The following is a 22,677-nucleotide window of genomic DNA, read 5'->3' on the forward strand; positions in this document are numbered from 1 at the left end:
CAAGCGAGATTACAGCAGCTTAGCCAGACGGTTGATGTCAGACTGGATTGCCCCGGCGGTGACATCGCGTCCCGCGCCCGGGCCACGGATCACCAGCGGGTTATCGCGGTACCAGCGGCTTTCAATGGCGAAGACGTTATCACACGGCAGCAGAGCGGCCAGCGGATGCTCAGGACGCACCGCCTCCACGCCCACGCGCGCTTTACCGTTCGCCTCGAAACGTGCCACGTAGCGCAGTACCAGGCCCATCTCGTTTGCCGCTTCCAGACGCTGCACCATCTGCTCGTTCAGCTCGTCGCCGTTCTCGAAGAAGTGATCAACGGACCCTTCCTCGCAGCCCGCAGGCACCAGCGACTCAACGCGCACTTGACCCGGCTCAATGTCGTAGCCCGCTTCACGCGCCAGGATCACCAGCTTGCGCATCACGTCTTTACCGGCAAGGTCAACGCGCGGATCCGGCTCGGTTAAGCCCTGCTGCCACGCCTGATCCACCAGGTCGGTGAACGGAACGGTGCCATCAAACTGCAAAAACAGCCAGGAGAGCGTGCCGGAGAAGATGCCGCTCAGCGCCAGAATGCTGTCGCCGCTTTCAATCAGATCACGCACGGTATGGTTAACCGGCAGACCTGCACCAACGGTGGCGTTGTAAAGCCAGTGACGGCCCGTTTTTTCAAACGCGTCGTGGATCTGGCGATATTTATCGGTGCTGCTCGCTCCCGCCAGCTTGTTGGCGCTGATGACGTGGAAACCGTGGCTGGCGAAATCCAGATACTGATCGGCCAGCTGTTCGCTGGCGGTAACGTCCAGCACCACCAGATCGTCATACGGGTGCGCGCGCATCCACAGGAACAGCGACTCTTCATCCTGCTCAACGGCTTCATCGTTAAAGAAGGCCAGCGCCCGGCTGGCGTCCAGCCCTTCGTAGTTCAGCAGGCTGCGGCGGCTGTCCACCACGCCCGCAAGAATAAATTCGAATCCGGTACGCGCCGAAAGCGTCACCTGCTCACGAGCGAACAGCTCCAGCCAGCGGGAACCGATGTTGCCCTTACCAAACAGCACCAGGCCGATGCGTTTCTCCGCACGGAACAAAGAGGTGTGCAGACCCTGAATCAGACTTTCAGTTGGCCCTTTACGCAGCACGGCAACCAGGCTGATGCCCTCTTCCGACTGCCAGGTAAATTCAACCGGCTGGCCCTTCAGCTGCTGCCAGAAGCGGTGGCAGTGCAGCGGGTTACGGGTGACGCCCGCGCCCACCATCGCCACCAGCGCCAGCCCCTGACGCAGGCGAAGCTCGCCCGGCAGGCCCGCTTCATCAAGAATTTTTAATGCGCTGTCCACCACTTCGGCGGTATAGCAGAACTGCAACAGCTGGCGGTCATTATGCACGCCAACGGCCAGCGGGCGCACCTGCGCACGTTTCAGGATCGTGTCGATATCTTTATGCGCCAGCCTGAAGTCCTGGCCCGCAGGCACCTGGAACTCAATCAGGCAGATGTCATCGTGACTGGTGACAATACGCGCCCCCGTGCCGGAGGCCAGCACGCGCTCAATGCGGGTGGAACCCTGATCCGGCGTGTAGCTACAGCGTAGTTGCAGGTCAATGTCGCTGCCGGAAACCGGCTGTAGCGTGCGCGCATGCAGCACCGGGGCCGCCAGACGCGCCAGCTCGCTCGCTTCGTCGAGACGTAGCAGCGGCAGCAGGCAGGCATCTTTGACTTTGCGCGGATCCGCGCTGTACACACCCGCGACATCGCTCCAGATGGTGACGCGGGATACGCCCGCCAGGGCACCGATCTGCGTTGCCGAGTAGTCAGAGCCGTTACGGCCCAGCAGTACGGTTTCGCCCGCGTTGCTGCGGCTGATAAAGCCGGTGACGACAATACGTTTCCCGGGATGTTGCACCAGCAGCTGTTGCAGCAGCGGGTAGGACAGCCCTTCGTCCACCTGCGGCTGTGCAGCGCGTTCCGCGCGCAGGAAATCACGCGCGTCGAGCCAGGCGGCGTCCACGCCGAGATGTTGCAGCACGGCGGCCATCAGGCGCGCGGACCACACTTCACCGTGACCCACCACTTCGGCATACACCGCATCGGTGATCCCGCTGTCCAGCAGGGCCGCCAGACGCTCAAGGTCGTGCGTGAAGGCGCTAATCAGCCCGTCCGCCACGTCCGCAGGCAGCAGGCCGGCAATCAGCTCGCTCTGGTAACGACGTAAAGACTGTTGCACCTGATGCGCAGAGAGGCGATCGGTCTGACTCAGTTTCAGCCAGCTGATCAACTGGTTGGTGGTGCTGCCCGCCGCTGAGACAACCATCATGTCCCCCGGCTGTGAATACTCGGTCATGATCCCTGCGACACGCAGGTAACATTTCACATCAGCAAGACTACTACCACCAAACTTGTGCAGCTGACGACCCTTCGCCCCTGCCTGCGCTATCACACTCATGATTACCCCTTGGCTGCGACCCGGAAGCCATTTTCCAGGTCGGCAATTAAATCTTCAGAATCTTCAATACCGGTCGAGATACGCAGCAGCGTCTCGGAAATCCCGGCGGCGGCACGTGCTTCCGGTGCCATACCTGCGTGCGTCATGGTTGCGGCGTGGGAGATCAAGCTCTCAACTCCCCCTAAGGATTCCGCCAGCGTAAACAATGACAGCCCGCTCAGGAAGCGACGCAGCGTTTGCTCGTCACCATCCAGTTCAAAACTTAACATCGCGCCAAATCCCTTCTGCTGGCGCGCGGCGATCTCGTGCCCCTGGTTTTCCGGCAGCGACGGGTGATAAAGCTTCTTCACCAGCGGCTGGGTTTGCAGGAAATCCACGATCGCCTGGGCATTACGCTGCGCCACGTCCATACGCGGCGACAGCGTGCGGATGCCGCGCAACAGCAAGTAGCTGTCGAACGCGCCCGCGGTGACGCCGATGTTATTGGCCCACCATGCCAGTTCCGTGACAACGTCGGGATCTTTTGCAATCACCACGCCCGCCACCACGTCAGAATGGCCGTTCAGATATTTAGTGCATGAATGCAACACCAGATCGGCACCCAGTGCCAGTGGGTTCTGAAGGGCCGGACTGAGGAACGTATTATCCACTACACTTATCGCTCCCGCATCCCTTGCGAGCTGACAAATTTTCGCAATGTCGACAACGCGCAACAATGGATTGCTTGGACTTTCCACCAGAACGAGCTTCGGCTGCTCGGCAAGCGCCTGTTTCAGCGCCTGTTCGTCGTTTTGATCGACAAACAGCACGCGGTAGCAGCCACGCTTTGCCAGGCTGTCAAACAGACGATAGCTGCCGCCGTAACAGTCGTGCGGTGCTACAAGCAGATCGCCAGGCTTCAGGAACACCGTGGTCACCAGGTGAATAGCAGACATGCCGGTATTGGTTAATACCGCACCCGCGCCGCCTTCCAGTTCCGCCAGCGCGCGCTGAGTGACGTCACGCGTAGGATTGCCGCGACGCGAGTAATCATGCGCGCGGGGTTCATTAAATCCGGTGAAATTGTAGGTACTGGAGAGATGAATCGGCGGGACAACGCAGCCGTACTGCTCGTCATCATTCAATCCGCTACGCACTGCGATGGTGGCCTGTTTACGCGTCATGGTGAGGGCTTCCTGGCGAATGAGGTGAAAAGTCAGCCACCAGAGTAAACATTGAAAGTATGGACGTCAATACATCTGGACATCTAAACTTCTTTGCGTATAGATTGAGCAATGCGCAAATAGCCGTTAAAATTATATGCTTTAGGGCACGCTACAGCGGCAATATCCGTGCCTCGGTATCGTCTCTACGGTAAACTACGCAAGATTACGGTTCAAAACCCGTCAGTTACCGGTTTTGCGCCTTTAGATTAATGACTGAGAGGATTAAAGGTATCTCATGGCTGAATGGAGCGGCGAATATATCAGCCCATACGCTGAGCACGGTAAGAAGAGTGAGCAAGTCAAGAAAATCACGGTTTCCATTCCTCTGAAGGTGTTGAAGATCCTCACCGATGAACGCACGCGTCGTCAGGTGAACAACCTGCGTCACGCCACCAACAGCGAACTGCTGTGCGAAGCGTTCCTGCATGCGTTTACCGGTCAACCGTTGCCAAACGATGAAGATCTGCGCAAAGAGCGCAGTGACGAAATTCCGGAAGAGGCGAAGGTGATCATGCGTGAGCTGGGCATCGACCCGGAGACGTGGGAATACTGAGAAGCGGATACAAAAAAGGCACCTTGCGGTGCCTTTTTTTCGGGAAACTTATTTAGCGCCCGGGATGCTGAAACGCTTGTTGAAGCGGTCAACACGGCCACCGGTTGCAACATCACGCTGCTTACCAGTGTAGAACGGGTGGCATTTGCCGCACACGTCCAGGTTCAGATCGTGACCCACGGTGGAGCGGATCTGGATAGAGTTACCGCAAGAGCAGTTTGCAGTAATCATTTCGTATTTCGGGTGAATATCTTTTTTCATGGGAGAACCTCAGTTAAGGCCGCGTCGCTCTTCCAGCCCTAACGCCAGACACCACGCGATGTTGAATGTAAGTTCTTTGGCGTAAAATACACCAAAGGCGGCGAATCATACAGAATTTGACCAACGTATGCAAACTGATCCGCACGCCGCTTTCACTAATGTGTATACTAACGCGCCACTTTTCAAGTCAGGAAGATTCGATGCCCGTCGCTCACGTTGCCCTGCCCGTTCCGCTTCCCCGTACCTTTGACTACCTGCTGCCCGACAGCATGAGCGCCAAAGCGGGCTGTCGCGTGACCGTGCCGTTTGGCAAACAGCAGCGCGTCGGGATCGTAGTGTCCATCAGCGATAAAAGCGAACTGCCCCTTAACGAGCTGAAATCGGTCGTTGAGGTGCTGGACGATGAACCGGTTTACTCTTCCAGCACCTGGCGGCTGCTGCTGTGGGCGGCGGATTACTATCACCATCCGGTTGGCGACGTCCTGTTTCACGCCCTGCCCATCATGCTGCGTCAGGGCAAGCGCGCCAGCCATGCGCCCATGTGGTACTGGTTTGCCACCGAACAGGGTCAGGCGGTCGACATTAATAGCCTGAAGCGCTCGCAGAAACAGCAGCAGGCGCTGGCCGCGCTGCGTCAGGGAAAAATCTGGCGCCATCAGGTCGACGAGCTTGAGGTGAGCGAAACCGCGTTACAGGCATTAAGGAAGAAAGGGCTGAGCGAGCTGGCCAGCGAAGCACCTGCCCTGCACGACTGGCGCGACGGCTTTTCCGTGTCGGGCGATCGCCTGCGTCTGAATACCGAACAGGCCACCGCCGTGGGCGCGATTCACAGCGCCGCCGATCGTTTCTCCGCCTGGCTGCTGGCGGGCGTCACCGGCTCCGGTAAAACCGAAGTTTATCTGAGCGTGCTGGAAAACGTGCTCGCGCAGGGGAAACAGGCGCTGGTGATGGTGCCGGAGATCGGCCTGACGCCGCAAACCATCGCCCGCTTCCGTGAACGCTTTAACGCGCCCGTTGAGGTGCTGCACTCCGGCCTGAACGACAGCGAGCGCCTCAGCGCCTGGCTGAAGGCGAAAAATGGCGAAGCGGCGATTGTTATCGGTACCCGTTCCTCGCTGTTTACGCCGTTTAAAAACCTCGGCGTTATCGTGATCGATGAAGAGCACGACAGCTCCTATAAACAGCAGGAAGGCTGGCGCTATCACGCCCGCGATCTGGCGGTCTACCGCGCGCACAGCGAGCAAATCCCCATTATTCTCGGGTCCGCTACGCCTGCGCTCGAAACGCTGCACAACGTGCGCCAGCGTAAATACCATATGCTGCGCCTGACGCGCCGCGCGGGGAATGCCCGCCCGGCCATCCAGCACGTGCTGGATCTGAAAGGCCAGCAGGTGCAGGCCGGCTTAGCGCCTGCACTGATTTCCCGCATGCGCCAGCATTTGCAGGCGGGCAACCAGGTGATCCTGTTTCTGAACCGCCGCGGCTTCGCGCCTGCGCTGCTGTGCCACGACTGCGGCTGGATTGCAGAGTGCCCGCGCTGCGATCACTACTACACCTTCCACCAGGCCCAGCGCCACCTGCGCTGCCACCACTGCGACAGCCAGCGTCCGGTGCCGCGCCAGTGCCCGTCGTGCGGCTCAACGCACATCGTGCCGGTCGGTCTGGGCACGGAACAGCTTGAACAGGCGCTCGCGCCCTTCTTCCCGGACGTGCCTATTTCCCGTATCGACCGGGATACCACCAGCCGTAAAGGGGCGCTGGAGCAGCAGCTGGCGGAAGTGCATCGCGGCGGGGCGCGCATCCTGATTGGCACTCAGATGCTGGCGAAAGGGCACCACTTCCCGGACGTGACGCTGGTTGCCCTGCTGGACGTCGACGGCGCGCTGTTCTCGGCAGATTTCCGCTCCGCCGAGCGTTTCGCCCAGCTTTATACCCAGGTTGCCGGGCGCGCCGGACGCGCGGGTAAACAGGGCGAGGTCGTACTGCAAACGCACCATCCTGAACATCCGCTGCTGCAAACCCTGCTGCATAAAGGCTATGACGCCTTCGCGGACCAGGCGCTGGCTGAACGCCAGACGATGCAGCTTCCCCCGTGGACCAGCCACGTCATCATCCGTGCGGAAGATCATAACAACCAGCAGGCGCCGCTATTCCTGCAACAGCTGAGAAACCTTCTGCAAGCCAGCCCGCTGGTGGATAATCAGCTGTGGATTTTAGGCCCGGTCCCCGCGCTCGCCCCGAAACGCGGGGGCCGTTTCCGCTGGCAACTCTTGCTTCAGCACCCTTCGCGTATCCGTTTACAGCAGATCGTCAGCGGCACGCTGGCGCTGATCAATACCCTGCCGGAAGCGCGAAAAGTGAAGTGGGTTCTGGACGTCGATCCGATTGAAGGCTGAATGCGGATCGAAAAATTTAACTCGCCTCACACTTTTTATGAAAATTCTGTAACCGATTCCATTAACTATCTGTAAAAATGGTGCTGTACGCAGTTCGGTGTTCAGGCGAGGAGAAGACGTTGAAGTCCAGGAAAGAGGTTGCCTCGGCGACCATGAAAGACGTTGCCGAGAAAGCACAAGTCTCAACAGCAACCGTGTCCCGCGCATTGATGAACCCTGACAAAGTCTCCCAGGCAACCCGAAACCGGGTTGAAAAGGCGGCGCTTGAGGTGGGTTATTTCCCGCAAGCCATGGGGCGCAACGTTAAACGCAATGAATCCCGCACCATCCTGGTGATCGTGCCGGACATCTGCGATCCCTTCTTCAGCGAAATCATTCGCGGCATTGAGGTTACCGCCGCCGCCCAGGGCTATCTGGTGCTGATTGGTGATTGTGCCCACCAGAACCAGCAGGAAAAAACGTTCATCGACCTGATCATCACCAAGCAGATTGACGGCATGCTGCTGCTTGGCTCGCGCCTGCCGTTTGATGCCAGCATCGAAGAACAGCGCAATCTACCGCCGATGGTCATGGCGAACGAGTTTGCGCCGGAGCTGGAGCTGCCGACCGTACATATCGACAACCTCACCGCCGCGTTCAACGCCGTGAACTATCTTCAGGAGTTGGGGCATAAGCGTATCGGGTGTATTGCCGGGCCAGAAGAGATGCCGCTGTGTCATTACCGGTTGCAGGGCTACGTTCAGGCGCTGCGCCGTACCGGGGCTATCGTCGATCCGCACTACATTGCGCGCGGTGATTTCACCTTTGAAGCGGGCGGGCAGGCGCTGGAAAAATTGCTGGCCTTGCCAGAACCGCCTACCGCGGTGTTCTGCCACAGCGACGTGATGGCGCTGGGCGCATTATCTTACGCCAAACGTCACGGCCTGCGCGTGCCGCAGGACCTGTCGATTATCGGCTTTGATAATATTTCGCTTTCGGAATTTTGCGATCCGCCGCTTTCAACCGTTGCACAACCGCGGTATGAGATTGGCCGGGAAGCGATGCTGCTTTTGCTGGATCAGCTGCACGGTCAAACAGTTAGCAGCGGGTCACGGCTACTGGATTGTGAGCTGATTGTGCGCGGCTCTACCCAGGCATTAACTTAAAGTAAATACCTTTCTACACCCTTATCTGGTCAAAGCCCCGTCGCTTAAGTAACATGGCGGGCTGACGAACGAATAAATACAGCGAAACGATAGTGGCACAACGAGATTATGTACGTCGCGGCCAGCCGGCACCTTCGCGACGCAAAAAGAGTAGTTCAAAAAGCAAGCAACGTAGCCTGTCTGCTGTCTCTCCAGCCATGGTCGCCATTGCTGCGGCCGTGCTGGTGGCCTTTATTGGCGGCCTCTACTTCATTACGCATCATAAAAAAGAAGAGTCTGAAGCCCTTCAGGGCAACAAGGTCGTCGGTAACGGCCTGCCTCCGAAGCCTGAAGAGCGCTGGCGCTACATAAAAGAGCTGGAAAGCCGTCAGCCTGGCGTACGTGCGCCTACCGAACCTTCTGCCGGGGGTGAAGTGAAGAATGCCGATCAGCTAACGGACGAACAGCGTCAGTTGCTCGCTCAGATGCAGGCAGACATGCGCCAGCAGCCTACGCAGCTGAACGAAGTGCCGTGGAACGAACAAACCCCGGCGCAGCGTCAGCAAACGTTGCAGCGCCAGCGTCAGGCTCAGCAGCAAACGCAGCAGCAGCAGCAGCAGCAGTGGACGCAAACGCAGCCGGTACAGCAGCCGCGCACTCAACCGCAGCAACAGACGCGTACCGTGCAAACGCAGCCTGTCCAGCAGCAGCCGAAAGCGCAGCCGCAGAAGCAAACGGCACAGCCGTATCAAGATCTGTTGCAGACGCCTGCGCATACCACTGCGCAACAGCCAAAAACGCAGCAGGCTGCCCCGGTCACCAAAGAGACCGAGGCGCCGAAGCAGACGGCGGAGAAAAAAGATGAACGCCGCTGGATGGTTCAGTGCGGCTCGTTTAAAGGCGCCGAGCAGGCCGAAACGGTGCGTGCTCAGCTGGCATTTGAAGGATTTGACTCACGCATTACCACCAATAACGGCTGGAATCGCGTGGTGATCGGCCCGGTCAAAGGCAAAGAAAACGCAGACGGCACCATTTCCCGTTTGAAAGTGGCTGGCCACACAAACTGCATTCGACTCGCCTCCGGGGGTTGAAACCCCCGAAATCCCCCCCATCTATCATTTAATTCAGCCCTGAGCACAGGCTCAGGGCTTCTGTTTCCCGAATCTGTAACCAGGGGGTCTGCTCGTGACAACAATAGTAAGTGTACGCCGTAACGGCCAGGTGGTAATTGCCGGTGATGGCCAGGCCACGCTGGGTAATACCGTCATGAAAGGCAACGTGAAGAAAGTCCGTCGTCTTTATAACGACAAAGTGATCGCCGGTTTCGCGGGCGGCACGGCGGATGCCTTCACGCTGTTTGAACTGTTTGAACGCAAACTGGAAATGCATCAGGGTCATCTGGTGAAAGCCGCCGTTGAGCTGGCAAAAGACTGGCGTACCGACCGCATGCTGCGCAAGCTCGAAGCGCTGCTGGCCGTGGCCGACGAAAACGCCTCGCTGATCATCACTGGTAACGGTGACGTGGTTCAGCCTGAAAACGACCTGATTGCCATCGGCTCTGGCGGCCCGTACGCCCAGGCCGCAGCCCGTGCGCTGTTGGAAAATACCGACATGAACGCGCGCGATATCGCGGTGAAAGCGTTGGATATTGCAGGTGATATCTGCATCTATACCAACCACAATCACACCATCGAAGAATTGACCTCCAAAGCGTAAGGATCGCCCATGTCTGAAATGACCCCACGCGAAATTGTCAGCGAACTGAACAAACACATTATCGGCCAGGACAACGCCAAGCGCTCCGTGGCTATCGCACTGCGTAACCGCTGGCGTCGCATGCAGCTCGACGAAGAGCTGCGCCACGAAGTGACGCCGAAAAACATTCTGATGATCGGCCCGACCGGGGTGGGTAAAACCGAAATCGCCCGTCGTCTGGCCAAGCTGGCTAACGCGCCGTTCATCAAAGTGGAAGCCACCAAGTTCACCGAAGTGGGCTATGTGGGTAAAGAAGTGGACTCCATCATCCGCGATTTGACCGATTCGGCAATTAAGATGGTGCGCGTCCAGGCGATCGAGAAAAACCGCTATCGCGCCGAAGAGATGGCCGAAGAGCGCATTCTCGACGTGCTGATCCCACCGGCAAAAAACAACTGGGGACAGGCCGAACAGCAGGCTGAACCTTCTGCTGCGCGTCAGGCATTCCGCAAAAAACTGCGCGAAGGTGAACTGGACGATAAAGAGATTGAGATCGATCTCGCTGCCGCGCCGATGGGCGTAGAAATCATGGCGCCTCCGGGCATGGAAGAGATGACCAGCCAGTTGCAGTCCATGTTCCAGAACCTGGGCGGCCAGAAGCAGAAAGCGCGTAAGCTGAAAATCAAAGACGCGATGAAGCTGCTGATTGAAGAAGAAGCCGCGAAGCTGGTTAACCCGGAAGAGCTGAAACAGGACGCTATCGACGCCGTTGAGCAGCACGGTATCGTCTTTATCGACGAAATCGACAAAATCTGTAAGCGCGGCAACGCGTCCGGCCCGGATGTTTCCCGCGAAGGCGTTCAGCGCGACCTGCTGCCGCTGGTAGAAGGTTGCACCGTTTCCACCAAGCACGGCATGGTGAAGACTGACCACATTCTGTTTATCGCCTCCGGCGCGTTCCAGATTGCCAGTCCGTCTGACCTGATCCCGGAACTCCAGGGTCGTCTGCCTATCCGCGTTGAGTTGCAGGCGCTGACCACCGAAGATTTCGAACGTATCCTGACCGAGCCAAACGCTTCTGTGACCGTACAGTACAAAGCGCTGATGGCGACCGAAGGCGTGAACATTGAATTTACCGATGACGGTATCAAGCGCATCGCCCAGGCCGCGTGGCAGGTCAACGAGACCACCGAGAACATCGGTGCGCGTCGTCTGCACACCGTGCTGGAACGCCTGATGGAAGACATCTCTTATGATGCGAGCGACCTTAACGGTCAAAGCATTACCATTGACGCAGACTATGTGAGCAAACACCTGGATGCGTTAGTGGCAGATGAAGATCTGAGCCGTTTTATTCTATAATCGCGTTCAATGCATTTTCATCACTGTTGATGGGGGCTATTGCCCCCATTTTTTATTGGCTAAATAACTATGACTGATATCAGCCGTACGCAGGCGTGGCTCGAAAGTCTGCGCCCTAAAACGCTTCCTCTGGCTTTTGCCGCTATTATTGTCGGCACCGTGCTTGCCTGGTGGCAGGGGTATTTCGATCCGCTGGTGGCAGGTCTGGCGCTCATTACCGCCGGGCTGCTGCAAATCCTCTCTAACCTCGCGAATGATTATGGCGATGCGGTAAAAGGCAGCGACAAGCCTGACCGTATCGGGCCGCTGCGCGGGATGCAAAAAGGGGTGATCACCCAGGCACAGATGAAGCGGGCGTTGATTATCACCGTGGTGTTAATTTGCCTGTCCGGGCTGGCGCTGGTGACGGTCGCCTCGAAAACCACCAGCGACTTCATTGGCTTCCTGGTGCTGGGCCTGCTCGCCATTATCGCGGCCATTACTTATACCGTCGGCACGCGCCCTTACGGGTATATTGGCCTGGGCGATATCTCCGTGCTGGTTTTCTTCGGCTGGCTAAGCGTGATGGGAAGCTGGTACTTGCAGGCACATACGGTGATCCCTGCCCTGTTCCTGCCCGCGACCGCCTGTGGCCTGCTGGCGACAGCGGTGCTAAATATCAATAACCTGCGCGACATCGACAGCGACCGCGAGAACGGTAAAAACACCCTTGCGGTGCGTCTGGGGCCGGTGAATGCACGCCGCTATCACGCCTGCCTGCTCATCGGCGCGCTGGTCTGCCTGGCGCTGTTCAACCTGATTTCTCTGCACAGCCTGTGGGGCTGGCTGTTTGTGCTCGCCGCACCGCTGTTGATTAAGCAGGCCCGTTACGTGATGCGTGAACTTAGCCCGGCCGCCATGCCGCCGATGCTGGAACGCACGGTAAAAGGCGCATTGCTGACTAACCTGCTGTTCGTCATCGGGATTGTCTTAAGCCAGACGCTGAGTTAGCTGACAAATATCAATTAACAATTGATGATTTTGCCAACAACGCATTTCGCACGATATACTGAACACATTCGCAGCAACAGAGCGTTAAACCTATGAAATACGATACCTCCGAGCTTTGCGACATCTACCAGGAAGATGTCAACGTCGTTGAACCCCTGTTTTCCAACTTTGGCGGACGGTCGTCATTTGGCGGGCAAATCATCACGGTGAAATGTTTCGAGGACAACGGGTTGCTGTACGATCTGCTCGAAGAGAACGGCCGTGGCCGCGTCCTGCTGGTGGACGGTGGCGGTTCAGTACGCCGCGCACTGATCGATGCAGACCTCGCCCGCCTTGCCGTACAAAACGAGTGGGAAGGGATTGTGGTCTACGGCTCCGTGCGTCAGGTAGACGATCTGGAAGACCTGGATATCGGGATTCAGGCCATTGCCGCCATTCCGGTTGGCGCAGCGGGTGAAGGCATCGGCGAAAGCGACGTGCGCGTCAATTTCGGCGGCGTAACCTTCTTCTCCGGCGACCATCTTTATGCCGATAATACCGGGATTATCCTTTCCGAGGATGCGCTGGATATCGAATAAATAATTCCTGTAAGATAAAGGGGGAATTTTCCCCCTTTATTTCAACAAGGATGTTTATGCGTGACTCATCGGCAACGCTCATTATTTATGGGACCACACTGCTGTTCGCTTTCCTCGGTGTCGGATTATGGTTTATATCCCTCTCTACTTACGCAATTATATTAGCTAGCATTATTTTATTAGTCTTTCTGATAATTATCGCAGGGATTATTTACTTCGCCCATAACACAACCAGCATCAGGTTGCGTTATCTTATCTGCGGCCTGGTCGCCTTTTTAATCCTTTCTACTATTCGTGGCGTTTATAAAATAACGACCCCGTGGACCTACATCTTTCCCGAGCAACACGTTTCTATAACCTTGCCGGACAAAACGTGGAAGGTCGAGGATAAAATGCTTATTTCAAGAAATGGTGATGCGTTAGCCTTGAGCAAAATGATGACCCTGCCTGTCGATATTCTTGATAACTTTTCCCATGAAGAATTTATTTCGCTTGCGTTGGGCCTCCCGACGACGGAAGAAGATATTCCTCATCATGAAAGTCAAGGCTGCTATGTTGAACATCTGGAGTGTATCTACTACATTTCAAACCGGATCAAAGACAGTCCAGACAGGATTTATTTTGTCTTTCTGAAAGACAAAGAGAAAACCTATTTATTACAATTAAGAATGACGCCACAATATCTAAAATTATACCCTGATGCAGCATCCAATATGATCGCGTCTTTAAAAAAGGAATAATCCCTGACGCTTAACAAAAAAAGCCATCATAGAGCATGATGGCTTGTTAACTTAAACTCATTGAAGAAACGAATATTAAACCTCTTCCATACGTCCCAGCAGCGCCTGCAAGCGATCCTGCCAGCCGTTCTGCTGTTCGCGCAGCTGGTTGTTTTCGCGCTCCAGTTCTTCGCGGCTGTGCTGAGCGTTCTGAACTTCCTGAGACAGGGAGTTGTTCTTCTCTTTCAGCTCTTCAATTTCCATTTGCAGCAGCGTGATGGTGTCAATCGCCTGCTGTACTTTCGATTCCAGTTTCTCAAACACTTCTAAAGACATGATCCTACCTCTCCTGAATTGCAAGGCGACGCTTTAAGATAAACGCGCACAACATATGTTCCGATTGTATGGAGCGCCGTCGCCCCTGTCCAGCGGCATGCCACGCAGATCGCGGTTTGCAACACTTTTCGGCCTCGTCCTGGTGCGTTCGCCGCATATACCCCTAAGTTGTTAACCCATAAGTTAAAGAAATGATTCAGCCCACAATCATTATCTGTTGCAAAAACGCGCTTTATGGCGCGAAAACGCTCATTTTATTGACACAGACCACACATTTCGATTTCGATATTTCTCGTTTGTGCTCGTTAACGATAAATTAACACTGTGTCTACAGGACACCGTGACTGTCACGGGCGGTCACGCAAACAATAAACATTACTCTTTTGCAGGATTCCGATTATGAGTCAGACATCAACCTTAAAAGGCCAGTGCATTGCCGAGTTTCTGGGTACCGGGTTGTTGATATTCTTCGGAGTAGGCTGTGTCGCTGCACTGAAAGTGGCGGGTGCCAGTTTTGGTCAGTGGGAAATCAGTATTATCTGGGGTCTGGGCGTGGCGATGGCCATCTACCTGACCGCAGGCGTTTCCGGCGCACATCTTAACCCGGCGGTGACCATCGCATTGTGGCTGTTCGCGTGCTTTGACGGACGCAAAGTTGTCCCTTTCATCATTTCACAATTTGCCGGCGCCTTTTGCGCAGCGGCGTTAGTTTACGGGCTTTATTACAATCTTTTCAGCGACTTCGAGCAGACGCACCACATGGTGCGTGGTAGTGTCGAAAGTCTGGATCTGGCGGGCATTTTCTCAACGTATCCGAATCCGCATATTAATTTTGTGCAGGCGTTCGCAGTTGAAATGGTGATTACCGCTATTCTGATGGGCGTCATTATGGCGCTGGGCGACGACGGAAACGGCATTCCGCGCGGCCCGCTGGCGCCGCTGCTGATTGGCCTGCTGATTGCGGTTATCGGCGCGTCGATGGGGCCGCTGACCGGCTTTGCGATGAACCCGGCGCGCGACCTGGGCCCAAAAACCTTCGCCTTCTTTGCCGGATGGGGCGACGTCGCCTTCACTGGCGGCAAGGACATTCCTTACTTCCTGGTTCCGCTGTTCGGGCCAATCGTAGGGGCGGCGCTGGGCGCATTTGGCTATCGCAAATTAATTGGTCGCCACTTACCGTGCGACACCTGTGTGGAAGAGGAAAAAGAGACGACTTCCACCGCACAACAAAAAGCTTCGCTGTAATCTGACTACGGGACACATACCATGACCGAAAAAAAATATATCGTTGCGCTCGACCAGGGCACTACCAGCTCCCGCGCTGTCGTAATGGATCACGACGCGAACATTGTCAGCGTGTCTCAACGCGAATTTGAGCAAATTTATCCGCGTCCAGGCTGGGTAGAACACGACCCAATGGAGATCTGGGCGTCACAAAGCTCCACGCTGGTGGAAGTGCTGGCAAAAGCCGACATCAGTTCTGACGAGATTGCCGCTATCGGTATCACCAACCAGCGTGAAACCACCGTTGTCTGGGAGCGCGAAACCGGTAAGCCAATCTACAATGCTATTGTCTGGCAGTGCCGCCGCACGTCAGAGATCTGCGAAAAGCTGAAGCGCGACGGGATGGAAGAGTACATCCGCAGCGCAACCGGTCTGGTCATTGACCCCTATTTCTCCGGCACCAAAGTGAAGTGGATCCTCGACCATGTGGAAGGTTCACGCGAGCGCGCACGACGCGGCGAGTTGCTGTTCGGCACCGTCGATACCTGGCTTATCTGGAAGATGACTCAGGGACGCGTTCACGTCACCGACTACACCAACGCCTCGCGCACCATGCTGTTCAACATCAACACCCTGGAGTGGGATGACAAGATGCTGGACGCGCTGGACATTCCGCGCGCCATGCTGCCACAGGTGCGTAAATCTTCAGAAGTGTACGGCCAGACCAACATCGGCGGTAAAGGCGGCACGCGTATTCCTATCGCCGGTATCGCCGGTGACCAGCAGGCGGCGCTGTTCGGCCAGCTGTGCGTTAAGGAAGGGATGGCGAAGAACACGTACGGTACCGGCTGCTTTATGCTGATGAACACCGGTGAGAAAGCGGTGAAATCAGAAAACGGTCTGCTGACCACCATCGCCTGCGGCCCACGCGGTGAGGTGAACTATGCCCTGGAAGGGGCGGTATTCATGGCGGGCGCGTCCATTCAGTGGCTGCGCGACGAGATGAAGCTGATCAGCGATGCGTTTGACTCCGAATACTTTGCGACTAAGGTGAAAGACACCAACGGCGTATACGTGGTGCCCGCTTTTACCGGTCTGGGCGCACCGTACTGGGATCCGTATGCCCGCGGCGCGATTTTCGGCCTGACGCGTGGTGTAAACTCAAACCACATCATCCGTGCGACCCTGGAATCCATCGCCTACCAGACGCGCGACGTGCTGGAAGCGATGCAGGCTGACTCCGGCATTCGTCTGCACGCCCTGCGCGTGGACGGCGGCGCGGTGGCCAACAACTTCCTGATGCAGTTCCAGTCCGACATTCTGGGCACCCGCGTTGAGCGTCCTGAGGTGCGAGAAGTGACGGCGCTTGGTGCAGCGTATCTGGCAGGCCTGGCGGTTGGCTTCTGGCAAAACCTCGATGAGCTTCAGGAAAAAGCAGTCATCGAACGCGAATTCCGTCCTGGGATCGAAACCACCGAGCGCAACTACCGCTACAGCGGATGGAAGAAAGCGGTGAAACGTGCCCTGGCATGGGAAGAACACGACGAGTAAGCCTATATTCCCTCTCCTCTGGGGAGAGGGTTAGGGTGAGGGGCATCGACCGCACCGGTCCCCTCGCCCCTCTCCACTCTGTGATAAACTTCGTGCAATTCCTTTTGATTGTACGAGTACCTCATGAAACGTGAACTTGCTATCGAGTTTTCCCGCGTCACCGAAGCTGCCGCCCTTGCAGGCTATAAGTGGCTGGGTCGTGGCGACAAAAATACCGCAGACGGCGCAGCCGTCCATGCCATGCGCATTGTGCTTAATCAGGTCAATATCAACGGCACTATCGTCATTGGCGAAGGCGAAATCGACGAAGCGCCGATGCTCTACATCGGTGAAAAAGTCGGAACCGGCAAAGGCGATGCGGTAGATATTGCGGTCGACCCGATTGAAGGCACGCGCATGACGGCGATGGGCCAGGCCAATGCGCTGGCGGTGCTGGCCGTGGGCGATAAAGGCTGCTTCCTCAACGCGCCGGACATGTACATGGAAAAGCTGATTGTCGGCCCTGGCGCGAAAGGCGCTATCGACCTCAGCCTGCCGCTGGACGCCAACCTGCGCAATATCGCAGCAGCGCTGGGTAAACCGCTCAACGAACTCACCGTGACCATTCTGGCGAAACCGCGCCACGACGCCACCATCTCTTATCTGCAAGCACTCGGCGTGCGCGTGTTTGCCATTCCGGATGGCGACGTTGCCGCCTCTATTCTGACCTGCATGCCGGACAGCGAAGTCGACGTGCTTTACGGCATCGGCGGCGCGCCGGAAGGCGTGGTCTCTGCGGCAGTGATCCGCGCGCTGGACGGTGATATGCAGGCGCGCCTGCTGCCACGCCATGAGGTTAAAGGCGACAGCGACGAGAACCGCCGCATCGGTGAAGACGAGCTGGCGCGCTGTGCCGCGATGGGCATCGAAGCCAATAAAGTGCTCGCCCTGAGCGATATGGCCCGCAGCGATAACGTGGTCTTCTCAGCGACCGGCATCACCAAAGGCGATCTGCTGGACGGCATCACCCGCAAGGGCAACATGGCCACCACCGAAACCCTGCTGATCCGCGGTAAATCCCGCACCATTCGCCGCATTCAGTCCATTCATTATCTCGATCGCAAAGACCCGGACGTGCAGACGCACATTCTGTAAAACCGTTTGATCGATAGAGCTTTCCGGCCCGAATGGGCTGGAAATGTTTCCCACAAGTACGGAAGATAGAAGAGAGACACAGCACAGGAGAAGATCATGGCGGACTGGGTAACAGGTAAAGTCACAAAGGTACAGTTCTGGACCGATGCGCTATTTAGCCTCACGCTGCACGCGCCCGTTCATCCGTTTACCGCCGGGCAGTTTGCCAAGCTCGGGCTGGATATCGACGGTGAACGCGTACAGCGCGCCTACTCTTACGTTAACGCGCCTGATAACCCGGATCTCGAGTTCTACCTGGTCACCGTTCCGGACGGCAAGCTCAGCCCGCGCCTTGCTGCGCTGAAACCGGGCGATGAGGTGCAGATTGTCAGCGACGCGGCAGGCTTCTTTGTGCTGGATGAAATTCCGGATTGTGAAACGCTCTGGATGCTGGCGACCGGTACGGCCATCGGCCCTTATCTCTCCATCCTGGAGTACGGCAAAGACCTGGAGCGCTTTAAGAACATCGTGCTGGTCCACGCCGCGCGTTACGCCGCCGACCTGAGCTATTTGCCGCAGATGCAGGCGCTGGAACAGCGTTACGGCGGGAAATTAAAGATTCAGACGGTGGTCAGCCGCGAAACCGCAGCCGGCTCGTTAACCGGCCGCGTTCCGGCGCTGATTGAAAGCGGCGCGCTGGAAGAGGCAGTGGGTTTACCGATGAATACCGACACCAGCCACGTGATGCTGTGCGGTAACCCGCAGATGGTGCGCGATACGCAGCAGCTGCTGAAGGATACCCGGCAGATGACGAAGCACCTTCGCCGCCGGCCGGGCCACATGACCGCTGAACACTACTGGTGATCAGCGGTACTTCACCTCAAGGGTATCTTTTCCGTATTTGTTCTCGCTCTGGGTGCCGATAAACGCGCCCAATTCGACAACCATCATCACAAAGATAACCGTCGGCAGCAGTCTGCCCACTACCCACGGGAGGATGGAGGGCAGCATCGCCCAGTTTCCCGCCACCAGCATCCACGCCAGAATAATCAGGAAAGCCCATGCGCCGGAGCGGCCACGATCGTGCAGACGCTTCACCACCACGGCGGCGGTTGGCCACAGCAAACAGACCAGCGCAAACGCCGCGGTTTGCGTGCTCAGCCAGGCGTTGTAGGCAACGAAAAACAGAAGCAGCATGGCGATAACCCACGCAGCCATCCAGATCCAGAAGTCACGGCGTCCAATACGCCCTTTGAATGAAAACAGCCACTGCTGTATGGTCATGTAAGGTTCCTTATTATTGTTTAGCCCGCATTTTACCCTGGAGTTGTGACCTTTTGACAAGCCAACCAGATATCGTTTTAATCATGGGCAATGACGGCCAGGGGCAATGTTGATGAAAAGTTCGGCACACTCTCTTTATTTGTGTTTAGCGATGCTGAGCGCCAGTTTCCCCCTGTTCGCTGCGGAAACGGCCTCCCCGGTCACCGCGCCCTATCTTCTGGCGGGCGCCCCCTCTTTCGATCAATCTATCAGCCAGTTCCGCGAGGCCTTCAACAAAGAAAACCCCTCGCTTGCGCTGGGGGAGTTCCGTGCGATTGACGGTGCCCGCGATACGCCGACCCTGACCCGCGCCGCCAGCAAAATTAACGAGAATCTGTATGCATCCACTGCCCTTGAGCGCGGAACGTTAAAAATCAAAAGTATGCAGATCACCTGGCTGCCGATTCAGGGGCCAGAGCAGAAAGCGGCGAAAGCGAAAGCGCTGGAGTACATGAGCGCCATCCTGCGCGCCTTTACCCCCACCTTCACCAAAGCGCAAAGCCAGCAAAAGCTGCAAAAACTGCTTACCGCCGGGAAAAACAAACGCTATTACGCCGATACGGAAGGCGCCGTTCGCTACGTCGTCGCAGACAACGGCGAAAAGGGGCTGACCTTCGCGGTTGAACCGATTAAGCTGGCGTTATCAGACGCACTTGAGGGGGCGAATTAATGACAAAAAGCAAAGCCTTTCGAGGGAAAATCTCTATACTGATTCACAGACCATGCTGCCCTTAAGGGTGGCCATATTCCTTAATTCGCTTATTGAGCGTGGAGAATTGAAATGCGACATCCTTTAGTGATGGGTAACTGGAAACTGAACGGCAGCCGCCACATGGTAAACGAACTGGTTGCTAACCTGCGTAAAGAGCTGGCTGGCGTGACCGGCTGCGCGGTTGCTATCGCTCCGCCGGATATGTACCTGGATCTGGCTAAACGTGCCGCTGACGGCAGCCACATCGTGCTGGGCGCGCAGAACGTTGACGTTAACCTGTCCGGCGCATTCACCGGTGAAACCTCCGCTGAAATGCTGAAAGACATCGGCGCGAAATACATCATCATCGGCCACTCCGAGCGTCGCACCTACCACAAAGAATCTGACGAGTTCATCGCGAAGAAATTCGCCGTGCTGAAAGAGCAGGGTCTGATCCCGGTGCTGTGCATCGGTGAAACCGAAGCAGAAAACGAAGCGGGCAAAACCGAAGAAGTATGCGCGCGTCAGATCGACGCCGTGCTGAAAACGCAGGGCGCGGCAGCGTTCGAAGGCGCGGTTATCGCTTACGAGCCAGTCTGGGCGATCGGTACCGGCAAATCTGCAACTCCTGCGCAGGCTCAGGCGGTGCACAAGTTCATCCGTGACCACATTGCGAAAGCAGACGCGAAAGTGGCTGAGCAAGTGATCATCCAGTACGGCGGTTCCGTTAACGCATCCAACGCTGCTGAGCTGTTCACCCAGCCAGACATCGACGGCGCGCTGGTTGGCGGCGCATCCCTGAAGGCTGACGCTTTCGCGGTGATCGTTAAAGCAGCAGAAGCGGCTAAGCAGGCGTAATTGCCTTTGTGGCGGGTGGCGCTTCGCTAACCCGCCCTACGGTTCTGTAGGCCCGGTAAGCGTCAGCGCCACCGGGCTTTTTTACAGCCGTCCCAGCAGGCTAAACCACAGATAATCCAGCGGCAGCAGCACCAGATAGGTTGCTATCGCCAGCGCCAGGCAGAGCACCATCCCCGCCTTCGCAGGCACTTTCCCTAAGCCCATCGCCACCACAATCGGCGACGCCTGATACGGCAGCAGCGGCGTGGAATACCCCAGCACCTGAATCATGATCACCGACAGCAGCGGGAAGCCGGTCGCGTCCGAGAAGCTCTGCGCCAGCGTGGTGTACAGCGCCGGAACGCCGTTGGCGGTCATAATGAAGTTGAGCGCCGTGGTGATCCCCGTCAGCGCCAGGAAGCTGGTAAACGGTTTGTCTGCATCCAGCGGCATGATATGCAGCAACGCCTCCCCCACTGCCGCTCCAATACCGGTTTGCGTCACCGTAATCGCCAGCCCGAGAATACCCGCGACGTAGATACAGGTACGCATATTCACCCCGGCGGAGAACTCCTCGCCGGTGATAAAACCAATGCGCGGCAGCATGACGATGACCGAGGCTGCCAGCCCCGTCCACGCCGGTCCCACGCCGTGCCAGCTCTCCGTCACCCACATCACCAGCACCGCCGCCAGCAGCCAGGCGAGCCGTTTTTCGTCACGCCCCATCGGTTCCGATGGCGCCAGATCCTTCGCCGGTTTCGGGCTGCCGGGGAACAGCCAGCAGATCAGGCCAATCAGAATCAGGCCTTTGAGAATGCCCAGCACCGGCGTGTGCAGCAGCAAATAAGGGACATAATTGAGGTGGATACCGTATGAACCTTCCGCCGCGCCGCTCATCACCAGGTTGGGAACGTTGGCGGGCAGGATGGTGGCCGAAAGCTGGAACGTGCCAAAGCCTACGGCAAGCGCCAGGCCAAACCACGCCCGCGAGCCATCAGGAATGCCGGCCCGCTTCGCCATTGCGGCAACAATTGGCATCAGCAGCGCAATACGCCCCATGTTTGAGGGCATGACGAACGCCAGGGCATAGCTCAGGAGCACAACGCTTGCCACCATCAGCACCCAGGAGTCGGTAAGCTTTGCCGACAGCGCCCGGGCCGCCCTGTCCGCCAGGCCGGTTTTCCGGATCGCCACGCCGAGCACAAAACCGCTGAACACCAGCCAGAAAGCCGACGAGGCAAAGCCGCCGAAGATCGCCTCCGGCGGGGCGATTCTGGCGGTCATCGCCGCCGTGAAGAACAGCAGCGCGGTAATAAATTCTGGCAACAGCGACGTCGCCCACAGCACGATGGTGACGCCGACGATCAGCGAGGGAAGCAGCAGAGGATGCGTTAACCAGAGCGACATGCCTGTCTCCTGTAGAATTTTTCAGCAAGTCTACGGCGACAGGCAGGGCGAGTAAACGCTATTTATGGTGGGGTCACTTCAGGATATCGCATTGATGATCCTGTAATTCCTCAGCCGACGCGCGGTTAAAGGTCAGCAGATTACGCTCCGTCGCCAGCAGTACAAACGAGCCGTCCGACTGCTGCGCCATCGCCAGCGCGAAGCGTCCCATATGGTCGCGGGCTTCCGGCAGCTCTTCCGCCAGCATCATAAACGGGCTGCGCTGCACCAGTTCGTTCTCCGTTACCCGACGGGCAAGGTACTCATGCCCTTCCAGCCCGCCTGGAAAAGGTAGCCACTGGGTGCTGATTTGCCCCTGAGCCGCGTTCAGCTTCTCGCGCACGTCCGGGCGCAGGCAGGAGATGTGGATATGGAAATGGTTTTGCGTGCGCCCGGTCGGGGAGTTGATGGTCAGCGAAATGGCGCTGTCAGGCACGTCGGCGCCCCGCTTCATGCTCATAAAGTTACGCGACTGCCACGCCAGCCAGAAGAAATTCGGCGTCTGAGGTTCAGTCAGCAGCGGGCTTTCGGTGCCGTTAATACGGTACGTGGGCATCAGGAGGTATTGCAGCGGCCCGTTGCGGTCTTTAAACACCACGTAGCCAGCGTCCGGCTTCACCTGCGCACACGGCGCCGGGTTACGGTTTTGCAGCTGGTTGGGCACACACTGGTCGAGCACGATATGGCGCAACGCATTCGGATTACCCGCTTTCATCCAATACACGCCGCCTGCGGCAAGGGCGATAACGATCAGAATCAGTAAGATAATTTTTTTCACAACGCGTTCCCTGTTTTCAGTAAAGGCAAAAGAGTAACGCAAAATGATGACCA

The 22,677-nt window shown here is 57.1% G+C and carries 22 protein-coding genes; 15 read left to right on the top strand and 7 right to left on the bottom strand.

Annotated features, from left to right (window positions below):
* Positions 1–9: 9 nt before the first annotated feature.
* Entirely contained in the window at positions 10–2,442 is a 2,433-nt protein-coding gene (locus tag IM267_RS06490) for a bifunctional aspartate kinase/homoserine dehydrogenase II (RefSeq protein ID WP_102750816.1), read from the bottom strand.
* 2 nt (positions 2,443–2,444) lie between these two features.
* Positions 2,445–3,605: a cystathionine gamma-synthase gene (gene metB / locus IM267_RS06495; protein WP_063449724.1), complete on the bottom strand. Its 1,161-nt coding sequence runs from the start codon at positions 3,603–3,605 to the stop codon at positions 2,445–2,447.
* A 277-nt stretch (positions 3,606–3,882) separates the two neighbouring features.
* Between metB and metJ the strand changes: the two genes are divergently transcribed.
* Positions 3,883–4,200, top strand: a complete 318-nt coding sequence (gene metJ / locus IM267_RS06500) for a met regulon transcriptional regulator MetJ (protein ID WP_015966498.1) — start codon at positions 3,883–3,885, stop codon at positions 4,198–4,200.
* 48 nt (positions 4,201–4,248) lie between these two features.
* On the opposite strand, the gene rpmE is transcribed toward metJ, so the two are convergent.
* On the bottom strand, positions 4,249–4,461 hold the full coding sequence (gene rpmE, locus IM267_RS06505; protein WP_003862040.1) for a 50S ribosomal protein L31: 213 nt from the start codon (positions 4,459–4,461) through the stop codon (positions 4,249–4,251).
* Between the two features lie 200 nt (positions 4,462–4,661).
* On the opposite strand from rpmE, the gene priA reads away from it, so the two are divergent.
* The 8 genes from priA (at position 4,662) to IM267_RS06545 (ending at position 13,346) form a co-directional block, all read left to right on the top strand.
* Complete coding sequence (gene priA / locus IM267_RS06510) at positions 4,662–6,857, top strand: primosomal protein N' (RefSeq protein ID WP_063865461.1); 2,196 nt, start codon at positions 4,662–4,664, stop codon at positions 6,855–6,857.
* Positions 6,858–6,976: 119 nt separating this feature from the next.
* Positions 6,977–8,002, top strand: coding sequence for a DNA-binding transcriptional regulator CytR (gene cytR, locus IM267_RS06515; RefSeq protein WP_107534218.1), 1,026 nt, complete (start codon positions 6,977–6,979; stop codon positions 8,000–8,002).
* Positions 8,003–8,094: 92 nt separating this feature from the next.
* Positions 8,095–9,072 (top strand): cell division protein FtsN, encoded by a 978-nt coding sequence (gene ftsN, locus IM267_RS06520; protein WP_193033032.1) that lies wholly within the window; start codon positions 8,095–8,097, stop codon positions 9,070–9,072.
* 94 nt (positions 9,073–9,166) lie between these two features.
* A complete protein-coding gene (hslV, locus tag IM267_RS06525) occupies positions 9,167–9,697 on the top strand; it encodes an ATP-dependent protease subunit HslV (RefSeq protein ID WP_022649795.1) in 531 nt (176 codons plus the stop codon).
* A gap of 9 nt (positions 9,698–9,706) precedes the next feature.
* Positions 9,707–11,038 (top strand): HslU--HslV peptidase ATPase subunit, encoded by a 1,332-nt coding sequence (hslU, locus tag IM267_RS06530; protein ID WP_063449721.1) that lies wholly within the window; start codon positions 9,707–9,709, stop codon positions 11,036–11,038.
* A 63-nt stretch (positions 11,039–11,101) separates the two neighbouring features.
* Complete coding sequence (gene menA, locus IM267_RS06535) at positions 11,102–12,028, top strand: 1,4-dihydroxy-2-naphthoate polyprenyltransferase (protein ID WP_193033058.1); 927 nt, start codon at positions 11,102–11,104, stop codon at positions 12,026–12,028.
* Between the two features lie 92 nt (positions 12,029–12,120).
* Positions 12,121–12,606, top strand: a complete 486-nt coding sequence (gene rraA / locus IM267_RS06540) for a ribonuclease E activity regulator RraA (RefSeq protein ID WP_003862032.1) — start codon at positions 12,121–12,123, stop codon at positions 12,604–12,606.
* Between the two features lie 56 nt (positions 12,607–12,662).
* Positions 12,663–13,346, top strand: a complete 684-nt coding sequence (locus IM267_RS06545; RefSeq protein ID WP_193033033.1) for a hypothetical protein — start codon at positions 12,663–12,665, stop codon at positions 13,344–13,346.
* Between the two features lie 75 nt (positions 13,347–13,421).
* Here IM267_RS06545 and zapB read toward each other — a convergent pair whose 3' ends face one another.
* Entirely contained in the window at positions 13,422–13,661 is a 240-nt protein-coding gene (gene zapB, locus IM267_RS06550; protein ID WP_022649799.1) for a septal ring assembly protein ZapB, read from the bottom strand.
* Positions 13,662–14,060: 399 nt separating this feature from the next.
* On the opposite strand from zapB, the gene IM267_RS06555 reads away from it, so the two are divergent.
* From IM267_RS06555 to fpr, 4 genes are all read left to right on the top strand, one after another.
* Positions 14,061–14,906 (top strand): MIP/aquaporin family protein, encoded by an 846-nt coding sequence (locus IM267_RS06555; protein WP_063865458.1) that lies wholly within the window; start codon positions 14,061–14,063, stop codon positions 14,904–14,906.
* 21 nt (positions 14,907–14,927) lie between these two features.
* Positions 14,928–16,436: a glycerol kinase GlpK gene (gene glpK, locus IM267_RS06560; RefSeq protein ID WP_063449719.1), complete on the top strand. Its 1,509-nt coding sequence runs from the start codon at positions 14,928–14,930 to the stop codon at positions 16,434–16,436.
* A 123-nt stretch (positions 16,437–16,559) separates the two neighbouring features.
* Positions 16,560–17,570: a class II fructose-bisphosphatase gene (gene glpX / locus IM267_RS06565; RefSeq protein ID WP_193033034.1), complete on the top strand. Its 1,011-nt coding sequence runs from the start codon at positions 16,560–16,562 to the stop codon at positions 17,568–17,570.
* Between the two features lie 96 nt (positions 17,571–17,666).
* On the top strand, positions 17,667–18,413 hold the full coding sequence (gene fpr / locus IM267_RS06570) for a ferredoxin--NADP(+) reductase (protein ID WP_107534223.1): 747 nt from the start codon (positions 17,667–17,669) through the stop codon (positions 18,411–18,413).
* On the opposite strand, the gene IM267_RS06575 is transcribed toward fpr, so the two are convergent.
* Complete coding sequence (locus IM267_RS06575) at positions 18,414–18,833, bottom strand: DUF805 domain-containing protein (protein ID WP_063865457.1); 420 nt, start codon at positions 18,831–18,833, stop codon at positions 18,414–18,416.
* A gap of 112 nt (positions 18,834–18,945) precedes the next feature.
* Here IM267_RS06575 and IM267_RS06580 point away from each other — a divergent pair, with 112 nt between their 5' ends.
* Together IM267_RS06580 and tpiA are read left to right on the top strand one after the other, a co-directional pair.
* Entirely contained in the window at positions 18,946–19,542 is a 597-nt protein-coding gene (locus IM267_RS06580) for a DUF1454 family protein (protein WP_063449715.1), read from the top strand.
* 111 nt (positions 19,543–19,653) lie between these two features.
* Positions 19,654–20,421, top strand: a complete 768-nt coding sequence (gene tpiA, locus IM267_RS06585) for a triose-phosphate isomerase (protein ID WP_006808674.1) — start codon at positions 19,654–19,656, stop codon at positions 20,419–20,421.
* An 81-nt stretch (positions 20,422–20,502) separates the two neighbouring features.
* Here the strand turns inward: tpiA and IM267_RS06590 are convergent, their stop codons facing one another.
* Together IM267_RS06590 and IM267_RS06595 are read right to left on the bottom strand one after the other, a co-directional pair.
* A complete protein-coding gene (locus tag IM267_RS06590; RefSeq protein ID WP_193033035.1) occupies positions 20,503–21,807 on the bottom strand; it encodes an SLC13 family permease in 1,305 nt (434 codons plus the stop codon).
* A 73-nt stretch (positions 21,808–21,880) separates the two neighbouring features.
* Positions 21,881–22,624: a CDP-diacylglycerol diphosphatase gene (locus tag IM267_RS06595; RefSeq protein ID WP_063449712.1), complete on the bottom strand. Its 744-nt coding sequence runs from the start codon at positions 22,622–22,624 to the stop codon at positions 21,881–21,883.
* Positions 22,625–22,677: the final 53 nt, after the last annotated feature.

The sequence above is a fragment of the Enterobacter cloacae complex sp. P15RS genome, assembly GCF_014895905.1.
In the GTDB taxonomy this organism is placed as follows: domain Bacteria; phylum Pseudomonadota; class Gammaproteobacteria; order Enterobacterales; family Enterobacteriaceae; genus Enterobacter; species Enterobacter quasihormaechei.

Excerpts from the sequence above, each read along its gene's own strand:
- IM267_RS06575 (WP_063865457.1), bottom strand. The coding sequence starts at position 18,833 with ATGACCATACAGCAGTGGCTGTTTTCATTCAAAGGGCGTATTGGACGC.
- tpiA (WP_006808674.1), top strand. The coding sequence starts at position 19,654 with ATGCGACATCCTTTAGTGATGGGTAACTGGAAACTGAACGGCAGCCGC.
- IM267_RS06490 (WP_102750816.1), bottom strand. The coding sequence starts at position 2,442 with ATGAGTGTGATAGCGCAGGCAGGGGCGAAGGGTCGTCAGCTGCACAAG.
- IM267_RS06555 (WP_063865458.1), top strand. The coding sequence starts at position 14,061 with ATGAGTCAGACATCAACCTTAAAAGGCCAGTGCATTGCCGAGTTTCTG.
- fpr (WP_107534223.1), top strand. The coding sequence starts at position 17,667 with ATGGCGGACTGGGTAACAGGTAAAGTCACAAAGGTACAGTTCTGGACC.
- rraA (WP_003862032.1), top strand. The coding sequence starts at position 12,121 with ATGAAATACGATACCTCCGAGCTTTGCGACATCTACCAGGAAGATGTC.
- glpX (WP_193033034.1), top strand. The coding sequence starts at position 16,560 with ATGAAACGTGAACTTGCTATCGAGTTTTCCCGCGTCACCGAAGCTGCC.
- IM267_RS06590 (WP_193033035.1), bottom strand. The coding sequence starts at position 21,807 with ATGTCGCTCTGGTTAACGCATCCTCTGCTGCTTCCCTCGCTGATCGTC.
- IM267_RS06545 (WP_193033033.1), top strand. The coding sequence starts at position 12,663 with ATGCGTGACTCATCGGCAACGCTCATTATTTATGGGACCACACTGCTG.
- metB (WP_063449724.1), bottom strand. The coding sequence starts at position 3,605 with ATGACGCGTAAACAGGCCACCATCGCAGTGCGTAGCGGATTGAATGAT.
- zapB (WP_022649799.1), bottom strand. The coding sequence starts at position 13,661 with ATGTCTTTAGAAGTGTTTGAGAAACTGGAATCGAAAGTACAGCAGGCG.
- hslU (WP_063449721.1), top strand. The coding sequence starts at position 9,707 with ATGTCTGAAATGACCCCACGCGAAATTGTCAGCGAACTGAACAAACAC.
- IM267_RS06580 (WP_063449715.1), top strand. The coding sequence starts at position 18,946 with ATGAAAAGTTCGGCACACTCTCTTTATTTGTGTTTAGCGATGCTGAGC.
- rpmE (WP_003862040.1), bottom strand. The coding sequence starts at position 4,461 with ATGAAAAAAGATATTCACCCGAAATACGAAATGATTACTGCAAACTGC.
- metJ (WP_015966498.1), top strand. The coding sequence starts at position 3,883 with ATGGCTGAATGGAGCGGCGAATATATCAGCCCATACGCTGAGCACGGT.
- glpK (WP_063449719.1), top strand. The coding sequence starts at position 14,928 with ATGACCGAAAAAAAATATATCGTTGCGCTCGACCAGGGCACTACCAGC.
- priA (WP_063865461.1), top strand. The coding sequence starts at position 4,662 with ATGCCCGTCGCTCACGTTGCCCTGCCCGTTCCGCTTCCCCGTACCTTT.